Raw genomic sequence first — 22607 nt, forward strand, 5'->3', positions numbered from 1 at the left:
CGGCCATGGGACATCCCCTCCTCTGCCACCGTGTTGTACACGATGGCGGGAGAAATGTCCCGAGAAAAATGCTCGTGTCTCCACATCATCGTCGGATTCCAGGCTACCCCCCGTGAACGCTTACGGTATTTGTTCCTGTACCTTACAAAAGCACCGTTTGTCATCACCATGAGCGAGCATTTCGTGTACCGTGTCGCGACCTCCAGGTATTGCATGATCTGAAAGGAGAGCCGCTCGTGGGCATTGCCGTCGATCTGCCGCCCAGCGCTAGACTTTGCGGTCTTGTACTCGAGCATGATCTTCTCGCGAAGCACACCTCCGTCCACAAGGACAACCGTGTCGTCAAACTTGGTCTTCAGTCCCTGATAGATCGTTGGATACTTGAGTCCGGCATAGGGGCCAGTCTGAGGCGCATATTTTTGGACCACCTCGGCCTCCGTTGGGTATGCAGCGACTAAGTCAGAAACTCCAAAGACCACCTCTAACCAACGGTGTTGGCCCGCGTGAGAATCGGCAATGCCGTCCGAGGCTAGTGTTGGAATGAAGATGGAACGCTCCCCGACAGTAAGCTTTGCGTAGCGCCGATTGCCAACGCCCGGGACCACTGACGCCTGCGCCCCAATCATCTTGGCTTGGTTCTGGAAGGCGAGCCAAAGGCTCGCTATGAGTTTCTCAAAGCCCTCCCCTTCACGTCTTGCACCAGTGCCGGTGTTTGGAACGCTCTCGGAAGCCTCGAAGTCCTCCATCTGCCTGCAAATCCATCGAATCTCGCTGCTGAGCTCCGGTCTGTGCATCCTCAGGTCCTCTGTCGCAGACAGTCCGGCAAGAACGTTGCCCCGTATGGAACGATGGTCTACCGACCGGCGTGCTTGATATCACCGCAGGCTTGGTTCTCTTGCACTTGGGCACGCCTCGGGAGCCGCTTCGGCGACGGCTTCGGCGATCACGTGCTCGTCCACGCCGTGGCGCTTGAGGCTGTCCACGAGCCGCCCCAGGAGCGGAGGGTCGTCCAGGCGCGCGAGGTCCGCTCGAAGGCCCTGGCCAATGTAGTGCCGCATCAGGGGCTGATAGCCGCTGAAACCCAGGAGCGGCCCGACACGCTTCAAGTCTTCCACCACGTCTTCGGGCATCCGCAGGGTGACCGAGGTCATGGGGCGGTCCTTGCGCAGGCGGTGGCGGAGCTCAGAGGTCTTCATAGTCTCTCCGTTCCGCGGAAGTAGCCGGCCTTGCCGAGACGATCCGGAACACGTCGTCCTCCCGCTCCGCGTACACGACGAAGAGAAGCCGGCTTGCTTCCGTCATCCCCAGAAGGGCGATCCGCTCCTCGTCATGCTCCCCGGCGTCCACCAATCGGAGGAAGGGATCGAAAAACGCCTCGGCCGCCGACTCGAAGGCTACGCCGTGCTTTCTCGCGTTGCTCTGAGCTTTGGCCCCGTTCCACACGAAGGAAACGCCGTGAAGGGTGTAGTGAACGTCCACGGTTCAGTCTCCCCATCTGTCCGTGCGTTGTCAATACATGGTTCGACCGCAGGGCACCCCTACCGCCACCCCTTGATCCGCGCCTCCCGCCAGCGCTTGGCGCGCTCCTTGCGCTCTTCCCGGGGGGCCAGGGTGTCGTCGATCCGGACCCCTGCGGCCTCGGCGGCGGCCAATAGGGCGGCGGTGGCGGCTTCGGTGCTCCCCCGGGCCCCGGGGATCGAGTAGAGCACCTCTTCTCCCGTATCCAGGAGCAGGGTCACGGCGGCGGGGTCGCGCTCGCCGCCGCCGGACCCCAGGGGGCCGATGACCACCCGGCGCACCCGGGCCCAGGGGATGCGGCGGCGGCCCAGGGCCCAGCCCAGGCTCACCCCTTCGGGGCCGAGGATGGTGGTGAGGCGCCGGGGCAGGGTGGCGATCCCCAGCCCGGCCGCGGTCAGGGCGGTCCCGCCCAGGGCCAGGAAGGGCCACCCGTCGCCCCCCGCCAGGGCCGAGGACAGGAGGCGAAGCCCCGCCGCGAGGAGGGCAAGCCCCGCCCCGGCGGTTGCGGCGGCCCGGCCGCCCCGGAGGTGGCGCACGGTCACCGGGGCCGTCATGCGGGGGCCTTGCGGAAGAGCTTGGCCAGGTCGAGGAAGAGGCTCATCACCGTGGGGACGAGGAAGAGGGTAAAGACCGTGGAGAGGGCCAGCCCCCCCACGACCACCGCGCCGATGCCCCGGTAGAGCTCGCTCCCGGCGCCGGGGAAGAGCACCAGGGGGAGCATGCCGAAGACCGTGGTGGCGGTGGACATGAAGATGGGGCGGATGCGGGTGCGGACGCTGTCGCGCAGGGCCTCGCGCGGGGCCGTGCCGTCGTGGCGCATGGAGAGGAGCGTCTGGTGCACCACGAGGATCGCGTTGTTCACCACCGTGCCCACCAGGATGATGAACCCGAGCATGGTGAGCATGTCCAGGGGCTGGGCGGCAAGGTAGCGGTTCACGAGCCACAGGCCCAGAAACCCGCCGCCGGCCGCCAGCGGCACGCTAAAGAGGATGACGAAGGGGTAGAAGAAGCTCTCGAAGAGGCTCGCCATGAGGAGGTAGGTGATGATGATGGCGAGGAGGAAGTCCGCCCGCAGCACCCGAAACGTGGTCGTGAGCTTGTCGGCGGTGCCTGCCATGCGGGTGCGCACGCCCTCGGGGACGGCCCCCGACTCCCGCATGCGCTCCACGGTGGCTTCGATGGTTTCCAGGGCGGCCTCCAGGGGCACGGTCTCGGGGGGGATGATCTGGAGCGCGATGGTGCGCTGGCGCTCCACGCGGTTGATCTGCTCGGGGCCGGAGGTGAGGAGGATCTGGGCCACGCTCCCCAGGGTGACCGTGCGGCCCCCCGGGCTGCGGAGCAGCAGGGTCTCCAGGTCCTGGAGGCGGTTGACGGAGGTGGCGTGGCCCGTGACGGTGAGGTCGACCTCGGTGCCCTCCACCAGCACGTCGGAGGCCTTGGCGCCGTCGAGGAGCGCGTCCACGATGACGCCCAGCTCCCGGGCGGAGAAGCCGAGCTCCGCCAGACGGATGCGGTCGGGGATCACCTGCACTTCGGGGTTCCCGAGGTCCAGACTCGGGATGGGCCGGATCTGGGAGCCCGGGATCGCCTGGGAGATGGCGCCGAAGGCCGCGCCGCCGGCCCGGATCAGGGCCTCCAGTTCGTCGCCCGAGAACTCCAGGTCCACGCTCCGGCCGGCGGTGAGGCCCCGGGAAAACAGGCTCGTCTGGCGCACCACGGCGATCATGCCGGGCACCTTCCGGAGCTCGGCCTGCATCACCGGCACCAGGTCGCGCACCCGCAGGGGGTCCTGGGTGCTTGCCCCCATGAAGATCTGCCGGCCCCGGGCCACGTAGAAGAAGTGGCGGATGGCCGGGCCCGGGAGGCCGGGGTGGTCGCCTTCGGCTTCCCACAGGGGCGCAAAGGAGGCCTCCAGGGACTTGCCGATCTCCTCGAATTCCTGGACGTTGTACCCCGGGGGCGGGAGCAGGATGCCGATGACGAGGTTGCGGTTGCCCTCGGGCAGGTACTCGGCCTTGGGGGCGAGCTGCCAGGCCATGAGGAGGCTCGCCGAGGTGAGAACCAGCACCGTGAGGGCCTTCCAGGCGAAGTGCCCGCAGAGGAAGTACACCACCCCCGCCAGGAAGTCGTTTGCCCTCCCCACGAGCGGCAGGAGCCCGAAGAGCGCCCGGGGGCCGAAGCGGCTCTCCTGGAGGCTCACCGCGTGGAGGAGCCGCACGGAGGCGGCCGGGATGACCGTGACCGAGACGACGAGCGAGAGGCCCACCGCCGCGGTGATGGCGATGGCGATGTCGCGGAAGAGCTGGCCGGTCTCCTCCTGGATGAAGAGGATCGGCAGGAACACCGCCATGGTGGTGAGCGTGCTGGCCAGCACCGCGCCCCACACCTCCCGGGTGCCGGTCACGGCCGCGCGGCCCCGGGGCTCGCCGAGCTGCATGTGCCGGTAGATGTTCTCCAGGACCACGATGCCGTTGTCCACCACCATGCCCACGGCAAAGGCCATGCCCGCCAGGCTGATGACGTTGAGGGACCGCCCCGCCCCGTACATGACGATGAAGGTGCCGATCACGCTCACCGGGATGGCGAGCGCGATGATCAGGGTGGGGGACAGCGCCCGCAGGAAGACGAGCAGCACCAGCACCGCCAGGCCGCCGCCGATGTAGAGGTTGGAGACCACGAGATCGATGGCCGAGTCGATGTACTCGGTCTCGTCGTAGACCTGCTCGGCCGAGAGGCCCTCGGCCGCCAGGGGGCCGGCGTTGAGCTCCGCCAGGGCTTCCCGGATCCCCGCCATCACCTCCAGCACGTTGGCGCCCGATTCGCGCAGGCAGTTGGCCACCAGGGCGGGCTCGCCCTTCTGGCGCACGGCCGCGCCGGGCTTCTTGTAGTCCACCTGGGCCCGGGCCACGTCGCCTACGCTGATCCGGCTGCCCGAGGGGGTGAGCAGCACCACCGACTCCACGGCCTCGGGGCTGTCGAGCTCGCCCAGCACCCGCACCAGGTACTGGCGCTTGCCCTCGTCGTAGGTGCCGGCGGTGGCGTTGACGTTCTCCCGGTCCAGCGCCTGGATGAGGCTCGGCAGGGTCAGCCCCAGGCCCGCCAGGCGGGCCGGGTCCACCACGAGCTGGAGCTCCATCTCCCGCCCGCCGAAGACGTTGGCCTGGGCCACCCCGGGCACCCGCTCCAGGCGGGCCTTCACCACGTCTTCGGCGTAGGTCTGGTAGGTGCGGATGTCGCGGGGGTTGCCGGGCAGGGCCTTGAGCACGAACCAGGCGATGGGGGTGTCGCCGGTGTTGACGGTGGTGAGGACCGGCCGGTCGGCGTCGGCGGGGACGCTTCGCACCTGGTTCAAGCGGTTCGAGACCTTGAGGAGCGCCGCGTCCATGTCCTCGCCCGTGCGGAAGGTGAGGATCACGGTGCCCTGGGAGTCGGCGCTCTCGCTCTTCATCTCCACCACGCCCTGGACGCTTTTCAGCTGGTCCTCCTGGCGGCGGACGATCTCGCGCTCCACCTCCTGGGGGCTCGCCCCGGGCCAGCGGGTGGTCACCGTGATCTCGGGCTGGGCCACCTCGGGGGCGAGCTGCACGGGGATCGCCCGCAGGGCCAGCGTGCCGAAGAGCGCCACCAGAATGACGCCCACGGCCACCGTGGTGCGGCGGGAGACGGCGGTTTCGATCAGCGGCATGGGAGCTCCTGGAGCGCCGGGCGGCTACTTCCCGTGCCGAAGAACGTCGTAGACGACCTCCAGGGTCAGGCGCTCCTCGCCCCGGAGCACCTCCAGGGGCCCCACGTCGCCGGGTTTGTGCAGGCCCACGCGGTAGGTGAGGTCGAACATCTCGCCCACGGGCTCGCCGTCCACCGAGACGATCACGTCGCCCGCGAGCACGCCCGCCGCCTGGGCGGGGCTGCCGGGCACCACCCCCTTGACTCGCACGCCCCCCTCCTCGGCCGTCTCGATCTGGACGCCGAGCATGACCCGCTGTCCCTCCAGGTCTTCGTACCCCGTGGCCCAGTACAGGTCGGCGGTCCGAAGCGGCAGGTCCGGCAGCTCCACCTGCATGAGGCGGTCGCGCTTGTCCTCGGGGATCTCCACCGCGTAGGTGTCGAGGATGACGTAGGGCAGGGGCACGCGCCGGAAGAGGCGCCGGGGAATCCCGAAGCCGTGGCGCACGTGGTTGCCCCCCGCAAAGACGACCAGGCGGTTGCCCCTGCCCGGTCCCAGCAGGTAGGCGGCGGCCGTCTCGGCCATGGTCTCGTCCCACAGCACCTGGGCCCGCAGGAAGCCCTCCTGCATGTCGGTCCCCCCGTCGTGGCCCCCGAAGATCCCCCCCATGAAGTCCCGGTAGTAGGGGTCGTCGAGGTCCATCTCGGGGAGGCGCTCCCGAAGCTCAGGCTCCAGCTCCTCGGGGGGCGTTCGGGCCAGGGCGCGGCGCAGCTCCCGCTCGGCGTTCAGGGCCAGGAGCGGGATCCGGTTTTCCCGCGCGAACTCCAGGATCTCTCGGTAGTAGGGGTAGGTGTTGGGCCCCCAGTTCTCCTGCCACAGCTTGAGGAAGGACACCTCGTCCATCTCGCCGCGCAGCCAGCGGTCGACCCCTTCCTGGGAGGGCCGCTGGAGCATCTCGAGGCCCACGGCGATGCGCCCGGGGAAGCGGGCCGCGACCTCCTGGAGCACCGCGAGCTGCACGGCGTGGGACTCCACGTTGTCGTGGGTCTCCCCCACGTACACCACGGGGAAGGCCGCCAGGTACGCCCCCAGTTCCTCCCGGGTGAGGAGCCGGCCCGTCGCGGCGTGGAGGATCTGCCCCTTCTCCAGGGTGCCCGGGTCCCGGTAGGGGGAGTCCACGCGCAGGGTCGTCACGGGCGCGGCGCAGCCCGCGAAGAGGAGCGCCAACCCGGCGACAGCGGTGAGGAGCGGAGCAACGGCGCGCATGGCGGACCTCCGGTCACGACGGCTTGGAGCGGCCCTGGACGAGGATCCAGAGGCCGAAGAGAAAGAGGGGGACGGCCAGCACCTGGCTCGTGGAGAGGGGACCCAGGGCCCCCCGGGGATCGGCGCGGAAGAACTCGACGACGAAGCGGGACGCCGGCTCCAGGACCAGGTACAGGCCCAGGAGCTGTCCCTGGAACTTCTGCCGGGGCCGGGCCCACCCGTAGAGGACGGCGAACACGGCGAAGTTCGCCGCCGCGCTGTAGAGCTGGGTGGGGTGCAGCGCCACGTGGAGCGGCGCCAGGCTCCCGGGATCGGTGAAGGTGACCGCCCAGGGCAGGTCGCAGGCGGCGCCGTAGCAGCACCCGGCGAAGAAGCAACCCAGGCGGCCGAAGGTCTGGCCCAGGGCCACGGCGGGAGCCACGATGTCGCCGGTGGTCCACAGGGGAAGCCCCTTGGCCCGCACGACCCACAGGGCCGCCAGGGCCGCCCCCACGAACCCGCCGTAGAAGACCAGCCCCCCCTTCCAGATCTCGAAGACCTGCCAGGGGTGCTCGACGAAGTGCTCCCACTCGAGCAGTACGAAGAAGAGCCGCGACCCCACCAGGGCGGCCAGCAGGACCACGAACCCCAGATCCTGGAGCGCCTTGGGGTCGAGCCCCCGCCGCCGCGCCTCCCGCCCCACGAGCCACAGCGCCGCCAGGAACCCCCCGGCGATGAGGAGCCCATAGGTGTAGAGGGTCAGGCGGCCGTATTCGAAGAGGATGGGGAACATGGGGGTTGTCCGTGGTCAGTTGTCAGTTGTCCGTTGGAGTTTCGGACGGATCGGTCGGATCCGACCGATCGGACCGATCCGGCACTTCACGTCTCACGCCTCACGCTTCACGTCTCACGCTTTCTCCCGAACAGCTCTTCCGCGACCAGCACCACCATGCCCACGGTGATGGCGGCGTCGGCTACGTTGAAGGCGGGCCAGTGGTAGGTCCGCCAGAACACGTCCACGAAGTCCACCACCTCGCCCCACCGCACCCGGTCGATCAGGTTGCCCAGGGCGCCGCCGAACACCAGGGCCAGGGCTCCGAAGGTCCAGGGGCGGCCCGAAGGCAGGCGCCGGGCGATGAGGGCGATGGCCACCAGGGCCACGGCCGTGACCGCGAGGAAGAAGGGTACCCGGAAGGCCGCGGCCTGCCCCGAGAAGAGGCCGAAGGCCGCCCCGGGGTTGCGCACGTAGGTGAGGTGCAGCAGCCCCGGGATCACGGGCACGCTCTCGTAGAGGCTGAACGCCGAGAGGACCCAGGCCTTGGTGGCCTGGTCCAGCGCCAGGACGCCCCCGGCCAGCCCGGCGAACCTCCAGAGGCGCCCCCCGAAGGCTCTTGCGGCGGCGGTCACCCCGCGGCCTCGGCCTCGGCCAGGTGCCCCACGCACCGCCCGCACACCTGGGGGTGGGCCGGGTCTTCTCCCACGCTGGCCGAGTAGTTCCAGCAGCGCTGGCACTTGACCCCCTCGGCCCGCACCACGTCCACCCCGACTCCCTGGAGCTCCGGGTCCCGGAAGGCCCCGCCGGACCCCTCCACCAGGTCCACCTGGCTCACGATGAAGAGGAAGGGCAGCTCCGCGGCGTAGGGCGCCAAAAAGTCCTCCCAGCGGGGGTCCACGTGGAGCACGGCCCTGGCGTCGAGGGAGTGGCCGATCTGCTTGGCGGCCCTGGCCTCCTCGGCGGCCTTGGTCACGAGGCTCCGCAGGGCCCGGAGCTTCTCCCAGCGGGCCCCGAGCTCGTCGTCCACTGCCCGGGGGTCCACCTCGGGAAGCATCTGGGTGTGCACGCTCCCGGACGCTCCCGGGATGTGGCGCCAGACCTCCTCGGCGGTAAAGGCCAGCACCGGCGCCATGAGCCGGGTCATCTTGTGGAGGATCTCGTGGAGCACCGTCTGGGCGGCCCGGCGGCCGGGGCTGCCCGCCGGGTAGGTGTAGAGCCGGTCCTTGAGGATATCCAGGTAGAACGCCGAGAGATCCACCGCGCAGAAGTTGTGGAGCCGGTGGAAGAGCACGTGGAATTCGTACTCCTCGTATGCCCGGCGGCACCGCTCGATGAGGCGGTTGAGGCGGTCGAGCGCGTAGCGGCCGATCTCCCAGAGCTCGGGCTCGGGCACGGCGTGCAAGGCCGGGTCGAAGTCGGAGAGGTTGCCCAGGAGGAAGCGGCAGGTGTTGCGGATGCGCCGGTAGGCCTCCACCAGGCGCTTCAAGATCTCGTCGGAGATGCGGATGTCGTCCCGGTAGTCCTCGGCCGCCACCCACAGCCGCAGGATCTCGGCGCCGTACTTCCGGATCACCTCGTCTGGATAGATCACGTTGCCCAGGCTCTTGGACATCTTCTTTCCCTGGCCGTCCACCACGAACCCGTGGGTGAGCACGGCCCGGTAGGGGGCGGTGCCCCGGGTGCCCACCGAGGCGAGCAGGCTCGAGTGGAACCAGCCCCGGTGCTGGTCGGAGCCCTCCAGGTACAGGTCGGCGGGGCTCGCCAGGTTGGCCCGGCTCTCGCACACGGCGGCAAAGGAGACCCCCGAGTCGAACCACACGTCCAGGATGTCCTCCTCCTTTTCCAGCTCCGCGCCGCCGCACCCGGGGCAGACGGCCCCCGGGGGGAGGAAGTCGGCGAGCGGTCGCTCGAACCAGCAGTCGGCCCCCTCCTGCTCGAAGCGGGCCGCCGCGCGATCGGCGAGCTCGCGGGTGGCGTAGACCTCGCCGCAGGCGGCGCAGTGGGCGGCCACGATGGGCACGCCCCAGGCCCGCTGGCGCGAGATGCACCAGTCGGGGCGCTCGCGGATCATGTTGTGGATGCGGTCCCGGCCCCACCGGGGAATCCACTGGACCCGGTCGATCTCGGCCAGCGCCTTCTTCCGGAGCCCGGTCTCTTCCATGGAGACGAACCACTGGCGGGTGGAGCGGAAGATGACCGGCTGCTTGCAGCGCCAGCAGTGGGGGTAGGAGTGGGTGCACTTCTCCTGGTGGAGGAGGGCTCCCTCCTGGGCCAGGGCTTCGTTGACCGCCCGATTGGCGGCAAAGACCTCCTGGCCTGCGAAGCGGCCCACCTCGGCCGTGAAGCGGCCCGCGTCGTCCACCGGGGCGTACGCTTCGAGGCCGTAGCGCCGGCCCACCTCGTAGTCCTCCTGGCCGTGGCCGGGGGCCGTGTGCACGACCCCCGTGCCGGCCTCCAGGGTCACGTGGTCCCCGAGCACCACGAGGCTGGGGCGGTCGTAGAGGGGGTGGCGGGTCTCGCGGCGCTCCAGGGCCCGGGGGTCGAGGGCGGCGAGCTCCGTCCAATCCCGGATGCCCGCCGCCTCGAACACCGCCGGCGCCAGCCGCCGGGCGAGCACCAGCACCTCGCCGGAGCCGGCCGGGGCCTCGTAGGCGGCGTACTCGACCTCGGGGTTGAGCGCCACGGCCAGGTTGGCCGGGATGGTCCAGGGGGTGGTGGTCCAGATGACCAGGCTGACCCGCTTGCCCGCGAGCTCCGGCGCCAGAGCCGCCGGGTCTCCCTGGAGGGGGAACTTCACGTAGATGCTCGGGCTCACCTTCTCCGCGTACTCCACCTCCGCCTCGGCCAGGGCCGTGCGGCACGAGGTGCACCAGTACACGGGCTTCTTGCCCACGTACACCGCGCCGGCCTCCATGAGCCGCCCCAGCTCCCGCACGATCTGAGCCTCGTAGCCGTAGCTCATGGTCAGGTAGGGGTCGTCCCAGTCGCCGAAGACCCCCAGGCGCTGGAACTCGGAGCGCTGCACCGCCACGAACCGCTCGGCGTAGGCCCGGCAGCGCCGCCGCACCTCGGCCTTGCTCAGCTGTTCCTTTTCCGCGCCCAGTTCCTTGTCCACCTGGTGTTCGATGGGCAGGCCGTGGCAGTCCCACCCGGGCACGTAAGGGGCGCGGTACCCGAGCATGGTGCGGGACTTGAGCACCAGGTCCTTGAGGATCTTGTTGAGGGCGGTGCCGATGTGGATGTGTCCGTTGGCATAGGGCGGACCGTCGTGGAGGACGAAGATGGGGCTGTCGCGCCGGCCGGCCTGGATGGCGTCGTACACCTTCTCCGCCTCCCAGCGCCCGAGCGCCTCGGGCTCCCGCTGGGCGAGGTCGGCCTTCATGGGGAAGGCGGTGGAGGGGAGGTTGAGCGTTTCCTTGTAGTCCATGGAGTCCTTCCCGGTGGGAGCAAACTCGCGGCCAGCGCCGCGAGGGGCGAAAAAACGCTACCTTAGCAGCAAGAGCCGGCCGGCGGTCAAGAACCGAATGGCCGGTGGGACCGGACGGACCGATCGGACCGGGCGCGCCCGTCAGGCCGGCCCGGCGGGCTCTTCCCGGCAGGCCCCCCGCAGCCGCCGGATGGCGCCGCTGTAGTTGCCGCTGCCGAACACGTAGGAGCCCGCCACGAAGGCCTCGGCGCCCTCCCGGAAGCACGGTCCGGCGGTCTCGTGGGTGATACCGCCGTCCACCTCGATCACCGTGGCGAGGCCCAGTTCCCGGATCCGGGAGCGCAGGGCCGCGATCTTGGGGAGGACCAGGGGGAGGAAGGCCTGGCCGCCGAAGCCGGGGTTGACGCTCATCACCAGCACGAGGTCCGCGAGCTCGAGCACGTGCTCCACGGCGCCCACCGGGGTCGCGGGGTTGAGGGAGACCCCGGCCTTGAGGCCCAGGTCGCGGATCTGCTGGAGGTTGCGGTGCAGGTGGGGGCACGCCTCGGCGTGGACCGTGAGCAGGTCGGCCCCGGCCTGGGCGAAGGCCTCGGTGTAACGCTCCGGCTCCTGGATCATCAGGTGCACGTCGAGGGGTTTGGCCGTGGCGGCCCGCACGGCCCTCACCACCGGCGGGCCGATGGTCAGGTTGGGCACGAACCGGCCGTCCATCACGTCCACGTGGACCCAGTCGGCCCCCGCCGCGTCCACGGCCCTCACCTCGTCGGCGAGGCGGCCGAAGTCGGCGGAGAGAATGCTCGGTGCGATGATGGGCATGGGGCCTCCGGTGTGACGCGTGACGGGTGAGAGGTGAAACGTGAAATGTGAAGAGTGAAGCGACCGATCGGTCCGAAACCCCAACGGACAACGGACAACGGGAAACGGGCCACGAGCAGCTACCGACTCCCCTCCACCTCTTCCCCGTTGATGCGAAGCCTCAGGTGCTCGCCGGGGCGCAGGGCGACCCAGCGCTGGAAGGTTTCGCCGCCCCCGAGCCACTCGTCGGCGGCAACCCAGGTGCGGCCGGCCCGCTCCACCAGCACCTCCACCCGGTGGCGGGAAAACCCCGGGGGCAGGGCACGGGAAACCCACACTGCCTGGGAAGGCAGGCCCGCCGGGGCGGTGCCAGCCACCGACAGCACCACCGGGGCGCCGCGCTGCACCGGAAACCCAGCCAGGGGCTCCTGGGCCGCCACCCGCCCCTGCCGGGCGGGATCGTCCAGGGGCACCTCCCGCAGGCGCTCCAGGCGCAGCCCGAGCTGGTCGAGCACGGCCAGGGCGTCTTCCAGGGCGCTCCCCTCGAGCCGGGGCATGCGCCACAGGGTCGGCCGGGGGCCCGAGCTCAGGATCAGGGGGACGGAAGCCTCCCGGGGCAGGGGTCGGCCGGGCGCCGCGCCCTGGGCCGCCACCTGCCCCAGGGGGCCCCGGGCCAGGCGCAGGGCCACCTCGGGCTTGAGGCCCGCCTCGTCCAGGAGGATGCGGGCGTCCTCCAGGGGCAGCCCCCTCAGGTCGGGGACCGGGTGGCGCTCGGGGCCCCGGCTCAGGACCACCCCCACCCCCCGGCCGGCCTTCACCACCCGACCCGGCTCGGGGCGCTGGCGGACGATCTGGTTCTCGGGCACCTCGTCCGAGTACACGAAGCCGCGCACCTGTAGGTCCAGCCCCGCGGCGGCCAGGGCGTCCAGGGCGCCCGAGAGGGTCATCCCCGCCACGGGCGGCACTTCCACCTCGGGAGCCTTCTCCACGATGAGCGACACGGCCAGGTAGGCGCCCAGTGCCGCGACCCCTGCCGCCAAGGCCGCATAGAGGAGCCCAAGGCCCAGGCGCCTCACGGGGGCCCGTCCCGGCGCAGCCGAGCGGCGAAGAACCCGTCCAGCGAGGCCGCGCCGTCGCCCGCCTGCGGCCCCGGGTAGGTGCGCAGGTAGCCCTCGGCCGTCAGGAGCCCTTCCCACGAGACGGCCGCCCCCTTCTGGGGCGTCCGGGCGGGAGGGGGTTCGGGCCGAAAGTCGCTCCGCCGGGCCAGGAAGGCCGCCACCACGTCTTCGTTCTCCGCGCGCAACGTCGTGCAGGTGGCGTAGACGAGAACGCCGCCCGGGCGGACGGCGTCGGCCAGGTTCTCCAAGAGGGCGCTCTGGAGCGGCGGGAGCTCCCCCAGGCTCTCGGGGGTGCGGCGCCACTTGGCTTCGGGATGGCGCGCCAGGACCCCCAGGCCCGAACAGGGGGCGTCGGCGAGCACTGCGTCGTAGGGCTCGGGAGCCCGATAGGTTCGGGCGTCGGCCACCTGCGCCCGCACCCCTTCGCAGCCCAGCCGCCGGGCCAGCTCCTCCAGCTGGCGCACCCGGTGGGGGTGGATGTCGAGGGCGGTCACCTCCCCGCCGGGCCCCGCGAGGGCCGCGAGCTGGGTGGCCTTGAGGCCGGGGGCGGCGCAGGCGTCGAGCACCCGCGAGCCGGCCTCCGGGGCGACGAGATGGGCCACGAGCTGGCTTCCCTGGTCCTGGACCACGGCCTTTCCACCGGCCACCAGGGGCAGGGTCCGGGGGTCCCCCGCGCCCGCGACCCACAGGGCTTCCGGGGCGAACGCCCCCGGCGCCGCCTCCAGACCCCCTTCCCCCAGGCTCGCCAGGGCGTCCTCCCGGGAGATGCGGGTGGTGTCCACCCGCAGCCACAGGGCGGGGATGCGCGAGGAAGCTCGGCACAGGGCCTCGGCCCCCTCCGGGCCGTGCTCCCGGGTCCACTGCTCAACCAGCCAGGGCGGGCAGCCGAAGAGAAGGGACATCCGTGCCGTGGGCTCGGCAGGGAGCTCGAGCTCGGGCCCCAAGGCCGCCACCTTCCGCAGCACGGCGTTGACGAAGCCGGTGGCGTGGACCTGGCCCGCCTGCCGCGCGAGCTCCACCGTCTCGCTCACGGCCGCCCGGGGCGGGATGCGGTCCAGGAAGAGGAGCTGATAGGCGCCCAGGCGCAGAAGCTGGAGGAGTCGCGGGTGCATCCGCTCCAGGGGGCGGGAGGCGGCTCGGGTGAGGTGGGCGTCGAGGCGGTTGCGCCAGCGCAGCACGCCGTACGCCAGGTGGCTCGCCAGGGCCCGGTCGCGGGCCGGGAGCTCCGGGTGGCGGGAGAAGAGCCCGTCGAGCACCGCGTCGGCAAAGCCCTCGCGCCGCTCCAGGTCTTCGAGGGCGCGCAGGGCCAGGGCTCGGGGATGGGTCGGGCGCTTCACGTGGGTGCCTCCGCGGGAGCGCGCAGGATACCGGCCGCGGTTTGCGAAGTCAAAACGCGGCTCGGCCCGCCGCGGGGCCCCCCGCGGGCGGCGCGAGGCGCCGGGTTTTGGGCTGCCCGGGCGGAGGGCCGAGTGGTAGACTGCGCCCGCCCACGGGCAGACAGGAAGCGGTGCGGGCCCGAAGGGTTTCCAGCCGGAGGGGCGACCAGATGCGAATCGAGATCGGCTACAAGTTCATCGTAGGCTTCATCGTGGTGATCGCCCTCACGGTGTTCGTGCCCTACGGCGTGACCGCCCTGAATCTGCCGGACTGGGCTCGGGGGATCATCCCTCCCCTGGCCGCCATCGCCGCGGGGCTGAGCATTGGAAGCCTCTTTTCCAAGCGCCTGAGCCGGAGCCTCGGAGGGCTGCTCGGCACCACCCGCGCCATTGCCGGGGGCGACCTGCGCCAGGCCGTGGACCTGGGCCGGCGCCCGGTCACCGACGAGTTCGACGACCTGGCAGCCGCGGTCAACGCCATGCTCACGAGCCTGCGCCAGATGGTGGCCCAGGTGCTGCGCACCTCGGGGGAGGTGGCCGGCTCGGCCCAGAACCTCTCGGCCACGGCGGAAGAGATCAACGCGAGCTCCGAGGAGATCTCCGTCACCATGGAGGAGGTGGCCCGCAGCGTGGCCCAGCAGAAGGGCGGCGTGGAGAAGATGGCGGCCCTCTTCCACGAGCTGGACCGGGGGCTGGAGGAGATCTCGGGGACCTGCCGCGCCGCCGCGGACTCGGCCCGGGTCGCCGAGGAAAAGGCCCAGGGCGGGAGCCGCACGGCCCGCCAGTCCTTCGAGCACCGGGGGGGAGTCCTCCTGGGCCTGGAGGACTCGGCCCGGGTCTTCGTGGCGTTCTCGGAGCGCATCCAGCAGATCCACCGCTTTGCGGAGGTCATTACCAACCTGAGCCGGCAGACCAACCTCCTGGCGCTCAACGCGGCCATCGAGGCCTCCAAGGCCGGGGAGGAGGGCAAGGGGTTCGCAGTGGTGGCGAGCGAGATCCGCAAGCTTGCCGACAACGCCGAGCGCAGCGCCGACCAGATTGGCGCGGTCCTCACCCAGCTCGACGAGGAGAGCCGGCGGGTGCGGGCCCGGATGGAGGCCACGGGCCGGCAGGTGGCGGAGGGGCGCGAGGGGCTGGGCAAGGCGGGGGGGGCGCTGGACGAGATCACGGGTCTCGTCTCGGAAAACGCCCGGCGCCTGGAGGAGATCCTGCGCCTGGCGGGGGGGCAGGTGGAGGGAAGCCGCAAGATCGCCGCCTTCGTCGGGGAGGTGGAAACCGTGGCCGAGCAGAACGCGGCGGCCGCCCACGAGGTCTCGGCCACCATCGAGCACCAGACCGCCGCCATGGAGGACATGGCCGAGGCGGCCATGCGCCTGAGCCAGATGGCCGAAGAGCTCACCCGGCGGGTAGAGCGCTTCCAGGTGCCGGTGGAGGGATAGTGGAAGCGGCCGGCCGGTCTTATCTGGTGGTGGGGGTCGAGGGGGAGGAATTCGGCCTCGACGTGGGGCGGGTGCGCACCGTGGTGGAGTACCGGGAGCCCACGCCGGTGCCCGGCCGGCCCGGCCCCCTCGTGGGGGCCCTCAACCACCACGGAGAGCTCCTCCCGGTGGCGTCGCTGGCGGCCCTGCTGGGACGAAAGCCCCGGATCGATCCCCTGCGCTCGGTCATCGTGGTGGTGAACTGGGACGACGCCCTCCTCGGGCTCCTGGTGGAGCGCAGCCACGGGCTGCTCACCCCCCTGGAACGCACCCGGCTCACCCACGTGCTCGGCCGCTGGGACGGCCCCTACCTGGAGCACACCCTCGAGACGGAAGGCCGCCGCATCCACGTGCTCGACCTCGGCGCGCTCCTGGCCGACGTGGCCCGCAGGCTCTGAGCGCCCATGGGCGCGGGCGGCGAGGCGGGGGCACGGGTCTTGGTGGTGGACGACGCGCCGTTTCTGCGGCGCCGGCTGCGCGACATCCTCGAGGCGGCCGGCCATCGGGTGGTGGCCGAGGCGGAAGACGGGGACCAGGCCCTGGCCCTGTACGAGGAGCACCTGCCCGACGTGGTGACGCTCGACCTTGTGATGCCGCGCCGCGACGGCCTGGAGACCCTGCGGGCGCTGCGGGCGCGCCACCCGGACGCCGCGGTCATCGTGTGCACGTCCCTCTCGGGCGAGCCCGCCCTGTTGGAGGCCGTGCGCCTGGGTGCCTGCGACTACGTGCTCAAGCCCGTGAGCCCAGGGCGTCTCCTGGAAGCCGTTGCCAAGGCACTGGAGGCCGTGCGCCGAGCCCGGGGGCCCCGGCCACAGGGCGCCGGTGCCGGCGGCGGAGCGGCGCCCGGCGCCCCGGAAGGCAGGAAACCGTGACCATGGAGCGCTATCGAACCCTCTTCCTCGACGAGAGCGCAAAGCACCTCCAGGCGGTGGAGGAGCGCATGCTCTCTTCCGAGCCCTTCGACCGGCCCGCCCTGGACGCGGTCTTTCGCGAGATGCACAGCCTCAAGGGCATGGCCGCCTCCATGGGGTACGCCGCCATGGCCACCCTCTCCCACCGCCTGGAGGACCTCCTGGACGGGCGGCGCAAGGCAGGGGGAGACCTGCCCGAGGCCGTCCGGGATCTGTGCCTGCGGGTGTGCGACCGCCTGGGGGAGATGCGCGACGACGTGGCCGCCGGGGGACGGGCCGAGCTGGACTGGTCCGACCTCGCCCGGCGCTTGGAGGAGGTGGAGGCGGCCGAGGGGGAGCCCGGCGGCGCCGGCGACGAGGGACGGCGGGTCCGGGTCCTCTTGGCGCCCGACTGCGGCTCGCCGGCGGCCCGCGCCTACCTGGTGCTGCTGCGGTTTCGGGAGGAGGACCCGGCGGTGACCTCCCGGCCCACGGAGGCCGAGATCCTGGGGGGCGGGCCCGTATCCCACCTGGACCTGACCCTCCACGGGCTCGGGCGCGACGAGGTGGAGGCGGTGTACGCCGAGCTCACCGAGGTGGCCGGGCTGGAGTTTCCGGGGGAGGGAATCGAGCTCGACCCGGAGGCGGACGAGCTCCTCCTCCCCGTGCCGGGCAGATCGGAAGAGGGGGAAGAGGAGCCCCGGGATCCGGTGCCGGCGGCCTCTCGGGAGGAGCCGCGGGTGCGGCTGCCCGAGACGGTGCAGGTTCCGGTCGGCCTCCTGGACGAGTTCGTGGACCTCCTGGGAGAGATGACCATCTCCCGGGGTCACCTGGAGGCCACGGCCCGGACCCTGGGCTCCGAGCTCCTCAAGGAGGAGGTCAACCGCCTCGGCGGCCTGGTGCGCTCCTTCCACGAGCGGGTGATGGGACTGCGGATGCTCCCCTTCTCCCTCCTCAGCGGCACCCTCAAACGCCTGGTGCGCGAGCACGCGGCCCAGCTCGGCAAGGAGGTGGATCTCGTGCTCTCGGGGGAGGAGATCGGGATGGACAAGTCCATCCTTCTCCAGGTCTCCGACCCCCTGGTCCACCTGCTGCGAAACGCCCTGGACCACGGGCTCGAAGCCCCCGAGGAGCGCCGCCAGAAGGGGAAGCCGGGGCGGGGACGCATCCGGGTGGCCGTGGCCCGGGCGCGCAACCGGGTGGAGGTGGCGGTCTCGGACGACGGGAGGGGCATCGACGCCGAGGCCGTGCGCCGGCAGGCGGTGGAGCGGGGAATCTTCCGGGAGGAGGAGAGCCGGCGCCTGTCCAACACCGAGATCTTCTCGTGCCTGTTCCGCCCCGGCTTCAGCACCCGTTCGGCGGTCACCGAGCTCTCCGGCCGCGGCGTGGGCCTGGACGTGGTGAAGACCAAGGCCGACGCCCTGGGGGGCGCCCTGGTGCTCACCTCCACCCCGGGGGCGGGCACCGAGGTGCGCCTGAGCCTGCCCCTTTCCGTGGCGATCGTCCCGGTGCTCCTGGTCGGCGTGGGCTCGAGCGCGCTCGCCCTGCCCACGGCGAGCGTGGTGCGCACCGTGGAGGCCCAGCCCCGCGACGTGCGCAGGAAGGACGGCCGCCACGTCCTCCTGACCGAGGAGGGCCAGGTGCCCATCCTGAGCCTGGCCCGCGTGCTCCGGCTCCAGGGCCGCCGGCGCTTCGACCGGCTGCCCCTGGTGCTCGCCCAGACCGGGAGCGGGGCGGTCGCCCTGGCCGTGGACCGCTTCCTGCGGGAGGAAGACCTCTTCATCAAGCCCCTGCGCGGCCCCCTGCGGGCCCTCCAGGGCCTGTCGGGCTACAGCGTGCTGGGCGACGGCCGCCTGGTCTTCCTCCTGGACCCCCCGACGCTCCTGCGGGGCGGGGACTAGGGGCTGGCTCGCGGCGGTCATCCGGGGGCTTCCGGGCCCCCTGACCCTTCCCGCAACGCCTCTATCGGCGACCGTGCTTCGGGCCGCTCATCGGCGGGCGGTGGCTTCGGTGCGGGGGCGAATGCTCCGGAGCAGGAGCGCGCAGGAGATCCAGACGGCCGCGCCCGAGGAGAGGATCCAAGGGGTGTTGTGCCACCCGCCGCTGGCCGAGGCGAGGGCTGCTGCGGCGGGAGGGCCGAGCACCATCCCGAGGTAGGAGCACTGGTTGACGAAACCGTTGGTCGTCGCAACCGCGGTGGGCGACGGCGCATAGAGGGGTGCGCCCCCGAGGACCGACGCCGGCTGGAGCCCGCCGACCGCCGAGAAGAGGACGCACAGGCCGTAGCGCAGCCACGGTGCGGTCCCCGACCCGTAGATTACCGGCATGCACAGGCCGCTCACGGCGCCGCTCAAGACCATCAGGCCCCAGCGAGGCGCCCCGTGCTTCAGCAGCCACCCGCCGCCCAGGGCGCCCGCCGCATTCACCGCCACCGCGGCGGCCGTGAGGGCCGCGGCGGCGGCCCGGGTACGGCCGTCGGCCATGAGCAGGGTGGGCAGAAACCCCATCAGGACCATGTAGGTCGTCGTGTACATGCACCACGACCCCGCGAGGAGCACCGGCCCGGGGAACGAGACCACCGCGCGCACGTTGCTCCAGAGGCTGCCGGGCGCCGCGGCGCGAAGGGCCCCGCGGCCCGGGAGGCCTCGGGTGGCGCGGTGGAACGCGGCCGCCATCGCGAGCAGGAGGACGCCGTTGCAGGCCCACACCCCGCGCCACCCGAAGAGCGACAGGAGCGCCGGGGAGGCCAGCATCATCGCCGAGGTGCCCACGGGCATGAAGCAGCTCCACAGACCGAACGCGACCCCCAGATCCGACGGCCGCGCGAGCTGGAAGATGAGCGACGGCGCAGAAACGACCACCAGGATGAAGCCCAGGCCCTCGAGCACCCGGCTCGCCAGGAGCCAGCCGGGGCCCGGCGCCGCGCTCCCGAGCAGGCTGCCCGCCCCGATGCACGAGAGTCCGAAGAGCACCGTACGGCGGTACCCGAGGCGGTCGCCCAGCGCCCCCATGGCGACGCCGCACAGCGCCCCCACGGCGCTGTAGGTCGAGATCACCCAGCCGCCCACCACGAGGCTGATCCCCAAGCTGCCCTGGAGCTCCGCGAGGGCCGGGGGCACCTTGCCGATCTGGAACGCCGCGCACACGCCCACGGCCACGACCAGGAGCACCAAGCCCCAGCGGGTGCGGGGGGCAATCACGGGGGGGCCCGGCTGGGGCGGCCGGCACCCACAGGGGCATCGCCGCCGGGAGCGGATCGCGCACCGGCGGGCCGCGCCCACCCGAGGGCTTCGGAGCAGCGATTGAAGGTCAGGATCGCCACGGGCATGGGAATCGCCATCGGGATCTCAGCGCCGCGCAGGTAGGCCGTGCCCCTCCTGCGTTTCAGGCATGTGCGGCGTCGGCCGAGAGCCCGCCGGCATCCCCCGTGGCCAGCGGGGGGCCCCGCTCCGCCAGGTAGCGGCGGGTGCCGACGGGGGGCTCGAGGCGCGGGACCGCGAGACATTAGGGCAACGCTCCCCGACAGTCAATGCGCCAAGCCGGCCTCGATCCACCGCCTGGGTGGTAAGCGGGGTCCGGGAGCCCCTGCGCTCCGCCCCGCAATCCGCGTCAATTAGAGGAGAGGCCCCTCGCGGAACCGGTGCGCCCGGCTTCACCGATGTCCGCCGGCTGTCGCGGATCGGTCGATGCGGTACGGGGCTACGCTCCGGGGCTCCCGGACCCCGCCCCAGAATCTGGTGGTGGATTCTGGCCGGCGCCAAGCCCGGCGAAGGGGACTTTACCGCTTGGACACCGGAAGACGGTACACCCGGAGGGCCGATGAAGACCCCTTTGTTCGCTGCCCGGCGGCGCTCCCCGTGGCCCTCGCCGCCGTCCCTCTGCTATCCTCCCCCCATGCGCGACGTGGAGCGGGTGGTCCGGTCGATCCTGGGGAGCCGAAGCCTCGGCCCCTGCGTGACCTATCACGAGGTGCTCCCGCCGGTGCCGGCGGCCTTCGGGGAGTGGCCCGAGGGGGCCCACCCGGCGATGGTCTCGGCGCTGCGCGCCCGGGGGATCGAGCGGCCCTACACCCATCAGGCCCGGGCGGCGCAGCTCGCCTTCTCGGGCCGGCCCTTCGTGGCGGTCACCCCCACGGCCTCGGGCAAGACGCTCTGCTACAACCTGCCGGTGCTCTCGGCGCTGCTGGCCGACCCGGGGGCCCGGGCCCTCTACCTCTTCCCCACCAAGGCGCTCGCCCAGGACCAGCTCGCCGAGCTCCACGCCCTCTCGGGGGCGCTCCCCCGAGCGGTCAAGGCCCAGACCTACGACGGCGACACCCCCCAGGACGTGCGCCGCCGGGTGCGGGAAGAGGCCCAGGTGGTGCTCACCAACCCCGACATGCTCCACACGGGCATCCTCCCCCACCACCCCCGGTGGGCGCGGTTCTTCGCGGGCCTGCGGTACGTGGTGGTGGACGAGATGCACGTGTACCGGGGCATCTTCGGCTCCCACGTGGCCAACGTACTCCGGCGGCTCCGGCGCGTGGCGGCCTTCCACGGGGCCGAGCCCCTTACGCTCTTTTCCTCGGCCACCATCGCAAACCCCGGCGACCTGGCCTCGCGCCTCGGCGGAACATCCCCAGGGCACATTGCCGAGGTCGCCGAATCGGGAGCCCCCAGGGGCGCGAAGCACCTCCTCCTCATGAACCCTCCGGTCCTCGACCAGGCCCTGGGGGTGCGGGGCTCCCCCGTGACGCTGGCCCGCAAGGTGGCGGGGCGGTTCCTCCGGGCCGACGTCCAGACCATCGCCTTTGCTCGGAGCCGCCTCCAGGTGGAGGTGCTCACCCACTACTTGAAGGACAAGTTCGAGAAGCGCCCCGATCGGAAGGGCACGATCCGGGGATACCGGGGCGGGTACCTCCCGAACCTCCGCCGCGAGATCGAGGCGGGGCTCCGGGACGGGAGCATCCGTGGGGTGGTCTCCACCACCGCCCTGGAACTCGGGGTGGACATCGGGCAGATGGAGGCCGCGGTGCTCGTGGGGTACCCCGGCAGCGTGGCCAGCACCTGGCAGCAGGCCGGCCGCGCGGGGCGCCGGGCGGGGACGAGTGCCGCCGTGCTGATCGCCTCGAGTCTGCCGCTGGACCAGTACGTGGTCGCCCACCCCGGGGCGGTGGTGGGCCGCGCCCCGGAGCTCGGCCTCATCGACCCCGACAACCTCCACGTGCTCGTCTCCCACGTGCGGTGCGCCGCCTTCGAGCTCCCCTTCGAGGAGGGGGAGGCCTTCGGGGGCGAGCCCCTGGAGGAGATCCTGGCCTACCTGGAGGAGAAGGGGGTGGTGCGCCGGGCGGGAACGCGCTGGCACTGGACCGAGGACTCCTACCCCGCCGACCGGGTGGCGCTGCGCACCGCCGAGCCGGAGAACTTCGCCGTGGTGGACGTGACCGAGGGCCCCCCCCGGGTCATCGCCGAGGTGGACTTCGAGAGCGCCCCCACCACCATCCACGAGGGGGCGATCTACCTGGTGGAGAGCCGCACCCACCACGTGGACCGCCTGGACTGGACCGGGCGCAAGGCCTACGTGCGCCAAGTGGAGAGCGAGTACTACACCCAGGCCATCACCTCCTCCAAGGTGCGCATCCTCGAGGGCTTCGCCGCCGCCCCCGGCCCCTGGGGCGAGGGGGAGTGGGGGGAGGTGCACGTGGTGACCCGGGTGCCCGGCTACAAGAAGATCAAGTTCTACACCGTGGAGAACGTGGGCTACGGCGAGGTGGCCCTGCCCGACCAGGAGATGCACACCACCGCCGCCTGGTGGACCTTCGACCCGGCGCTCGCCGAGCGCCTGGGGCTCGCCCCCTGGGCCTTTCTGGAGGGGCTCGCGGGGATCTCCTACGTCCTCCAGCACCTGGCGGCCCTGCGGTGCCTGTGCGACCCGGGGGATCTGGGGCGGGCCGTGGGGGACCGGGAGGGGCGCTGGAGCTTCGCCCTCACCCCCGCCTCTCCCGGCGGCACCCGCCTGGCCGGGGAGGGAGGGCCCGACGAGGGGCCCTTGCACCCAACGGTCTTCCTCTACGAGCGCTACCCGGGCGGAAGCGGTCTCGCCGAGGGCATGCACCGGCGCTCCCCCGCGCTCCTCGCCGACGCCCGGGATCTCGTGGCCGCCTGTCCCTGCGAGGCCGGGTGCCCCTCCTGCGTGGGCCCCGCGGGCGAAGCCGGGGAGGGGGCCAAGGGCGCGGCCCTGGCGGTGCTGCGGGCGGCGGCGCCGTGAGGGAGCTCCGGGAGCGGCTGGCCCGGGTCGGGAGGCCCGCGCCCGAGGAATCGTCGGCTTCGCCGTCCGCTTCCC

Annotated in this window: 18 protein-coding genes; 5 read left to right on the plus strand and 13 right to left on the minus strand. The window is 71.9% G+C overall.

Annotated features, from left to right (window positions below; translation table 11 throughout):
• From AB1578_11395 to rsmB, 12 genes are all read right to left on the minus strand, one after another.
• A partial coding sequence (locus AB1578_11395) for a hypothetical protein (protein MEW6488501.1) occupies positions 1–746 on the minus strand: 746 nt, incomplete at its 3' end.
• A gap of 129 nt (positions 747–875) precedes the next feature.
• A complete protein-coding gene (locus AB1578_11400) occupies positions 876–1196 on the minus strand; it encodes a hypothetical protein (protein ID MEW6488502.1) in 321 nt (106 codons plus the stop codon).
• Positions 1183–1479 (minus strand): BrnT family toxin, encoded by a 297-nt coding sequence (locus tag AB1578_11405; GenBank protein MEW6488503.1) that lies wholly within the window; start codon positions 1477–1479, stop codon positions 1183–1185. Before AB1578_11405 ends, AB1578_11400 begins: the two co-directional genes overlap by 14 nt.
• A 59-nt stretch (positions 1480–1538) precedes the next feature.
• Positions 1539–2072 (minus strand): hypothetical protein, encoded by a 534-nt coding sequence (locus AB1578_11410; GenBank protein MEW6488504.1) that lies wholly within the window; start codon positions 2070–2072, stop codon positions 1539–1541.
• A complete protein-coding gene (locus AB1578_11415) occupies positions 2069–5203 on the minus strand; it encodes an efflux RND transporter permease subunit (protein MEW6488505.1) in 3135 nt (1044 codons plus the stop codon). The genes AB1578_11410 and AB1578_11415 overlap by 4 nt, the downstream gene beginning before the upstream one ends.
• Positions 5204–5227: 24 nt before the next feature.
• Positions 5228–6448 (minus strand): ChaN family lipoprotein, encoded by a 1221-nt coding sequence (locus AB1578_11420; protein ID MEW6488506.1) that lies wholly within the window; start codon positions 6446–6448, stop codon positions 5228–5230.
• A gap of 13 nt (positions 6449–6461) precedes the next feature.
• Positions 6462–7220, minus strand: coding sequence for a prolipoprotein diacylglyceryl transferase (gene lgt / locus AB1578_11425; GenBank protein ID MEW6488507.1), 759 nt, complete (start codon positions 7218–7220; stop codon positions 6462–6464).
• A 107-nt stretch (positions 7221–7327) separates the two neighbouring features.
• Positions 7328–7783 (minus strand): signal peptidase II, encoded by a 456-nt coding sequence (lspA, locus tag AB1578_11430; GenBank protein ID MEW6488508.1) that lies wholly within the window; start codon positions 7781–7783, stop codon positions 7328–7330.
• Positions 7784–7830: 47 nt separating this feature from the next.
• The gene (gene ileS / locus AB1578_11435; GenBank protein MEW6488509.1) at positions 7831–10629 is read right to left on the minus strand and encodes an isoleucine--tRNA ligase; all 2799 of its coding nucleotides are present in this window, start codon (positions 10627–10629) and stop codon (positions 7831–7833) included.
• Positions 10630–10770: 141 nt separating this feature from the next.
• On the minus strand, positions 10771–11445 hold the full coding sequence (gene rpe / locus AB1578_11440; protein ID MEW6488510.1) for a ribulose-phosphate 3-epimerase: 675 nt from the start codon (positions 11443–11445) through the stop codon (positions 10771–10773).
• A 119-nt stretch (positions 11446–11564) separates the two neighbouring features.
• Positions 11565–12500 (minus strand): PASTA domain-containing protein, encoded by a 936-nt coding sequence (locus AB1578_11445; protein MEW6488511.1) that lies wholly within the window; start codon positions 12498–12500, stop codon positions 11565–11567.
• Positions 12497–13879, minus strand: a complete 1383-nt coding sequence (rsmB, locus tag AB1578_11450) for a 16S rRNA (cytosine(967)-C(5))-methyltransferase RsmB (GenBank protein MEW6488512.1) — start codon at positions 13877–13879, stop codon at positions 12497–12499. Before rsmB ends, AB1578_11445 begins: the two co-directional genes overlap by 4 nt.
• Before the next feature lie 209 nt (positions 13880–14088).
• Here rsmB and AB1578_11455 point away from each other — a divergent pair, with 209 nt between their 5' ends.
• From AB1578_11455 to AB1578_11470, 4 genes are read left to right on the plus strand one after another with little or no spacing between them, the layout of a single operon-like run.
• Positions 14089–15357 (plus strand): methyl-accepting chemotaxis protein, encoded by a 1269-nt coding sequence (locus AB1578_11455; protein ID MEW6488513.1) that lies wholly within the window; start codon positions 14089–14091, stop codon positions 15355–15357.
• The gene (locus AB1578_11460; protein MEW6488514.1) at positions 15357–15794 is read left to right on the plus strand and encodes a chemotaxis protein CheW; all 438 of its coding nucleotides are present in this window, start codon (positions 15357–15359) and stop codon (positions 15792–15794) included. The genes AB1578_11455 and AB1578_11460 overlap by 1 nt, the downstream gene beginning before the upstream one ends.
• Positions 15795–15800: 6 nt before the next feature.
• Positions 15801–16268, plus strand: a complete 468-nt coding sequence (locus AB1578_11465) for a response regulator (GenBank protein MEW6488515.1) — start codon at positions 15801–15803, stop codon at positions 16266–16268.
• 2 nt (positions 16269–16270) lie between these two features.
• Entirely contained in the window at positions 16271–18187 is a 1917-nt protein-coding gene (locus AB1578_11470; GenBank protein ID MEW6488516.1) for a chemotaxis protein CheA, read from the plus strand.
• A gap of 87 nt (positions 18188–18274) precedes the next feature.
• On the opposite strand, the gene AB1578_11475 is transcribed toward AB1578_11470, so the two are convergent.
• Complete coding sequence (locus AB1578_11475; protein ID MEW6488517.1) at positions 18275–19486, minus strand: MFS transporter; 1212 nt, start codon at positions 19484–19486, stop codon at positions 18275–18277.
• 619 nt (positions 19487–20105) lie between these two features.
• Between AB1578_11475 and AB1578_11480 the strand changes: the two genes are divergently transcribed.
• The gene (locus tag AB1578_11480; protein ID MEW6488518.1) at positions 20106–22532 is read left to right on the plus strand and encodes a DEAD/DEAH box helicase; all 2427 of its coding nucleotides are present in this window, start codon (positions 20106–20108) and stop codon (positions 22530–22532) included.
• Positions 22533–22607: the final 75 nt, after the last annotated feature.

It is taken from the genome of Thermodesulfobacteriota bacterium, from assembly GCA_040756475.1.
GTDB lineage: Bacteria > Desulfobacterota > Deferrisomatia > Deferrisomatales > JACRMM01 > JBFLZB01.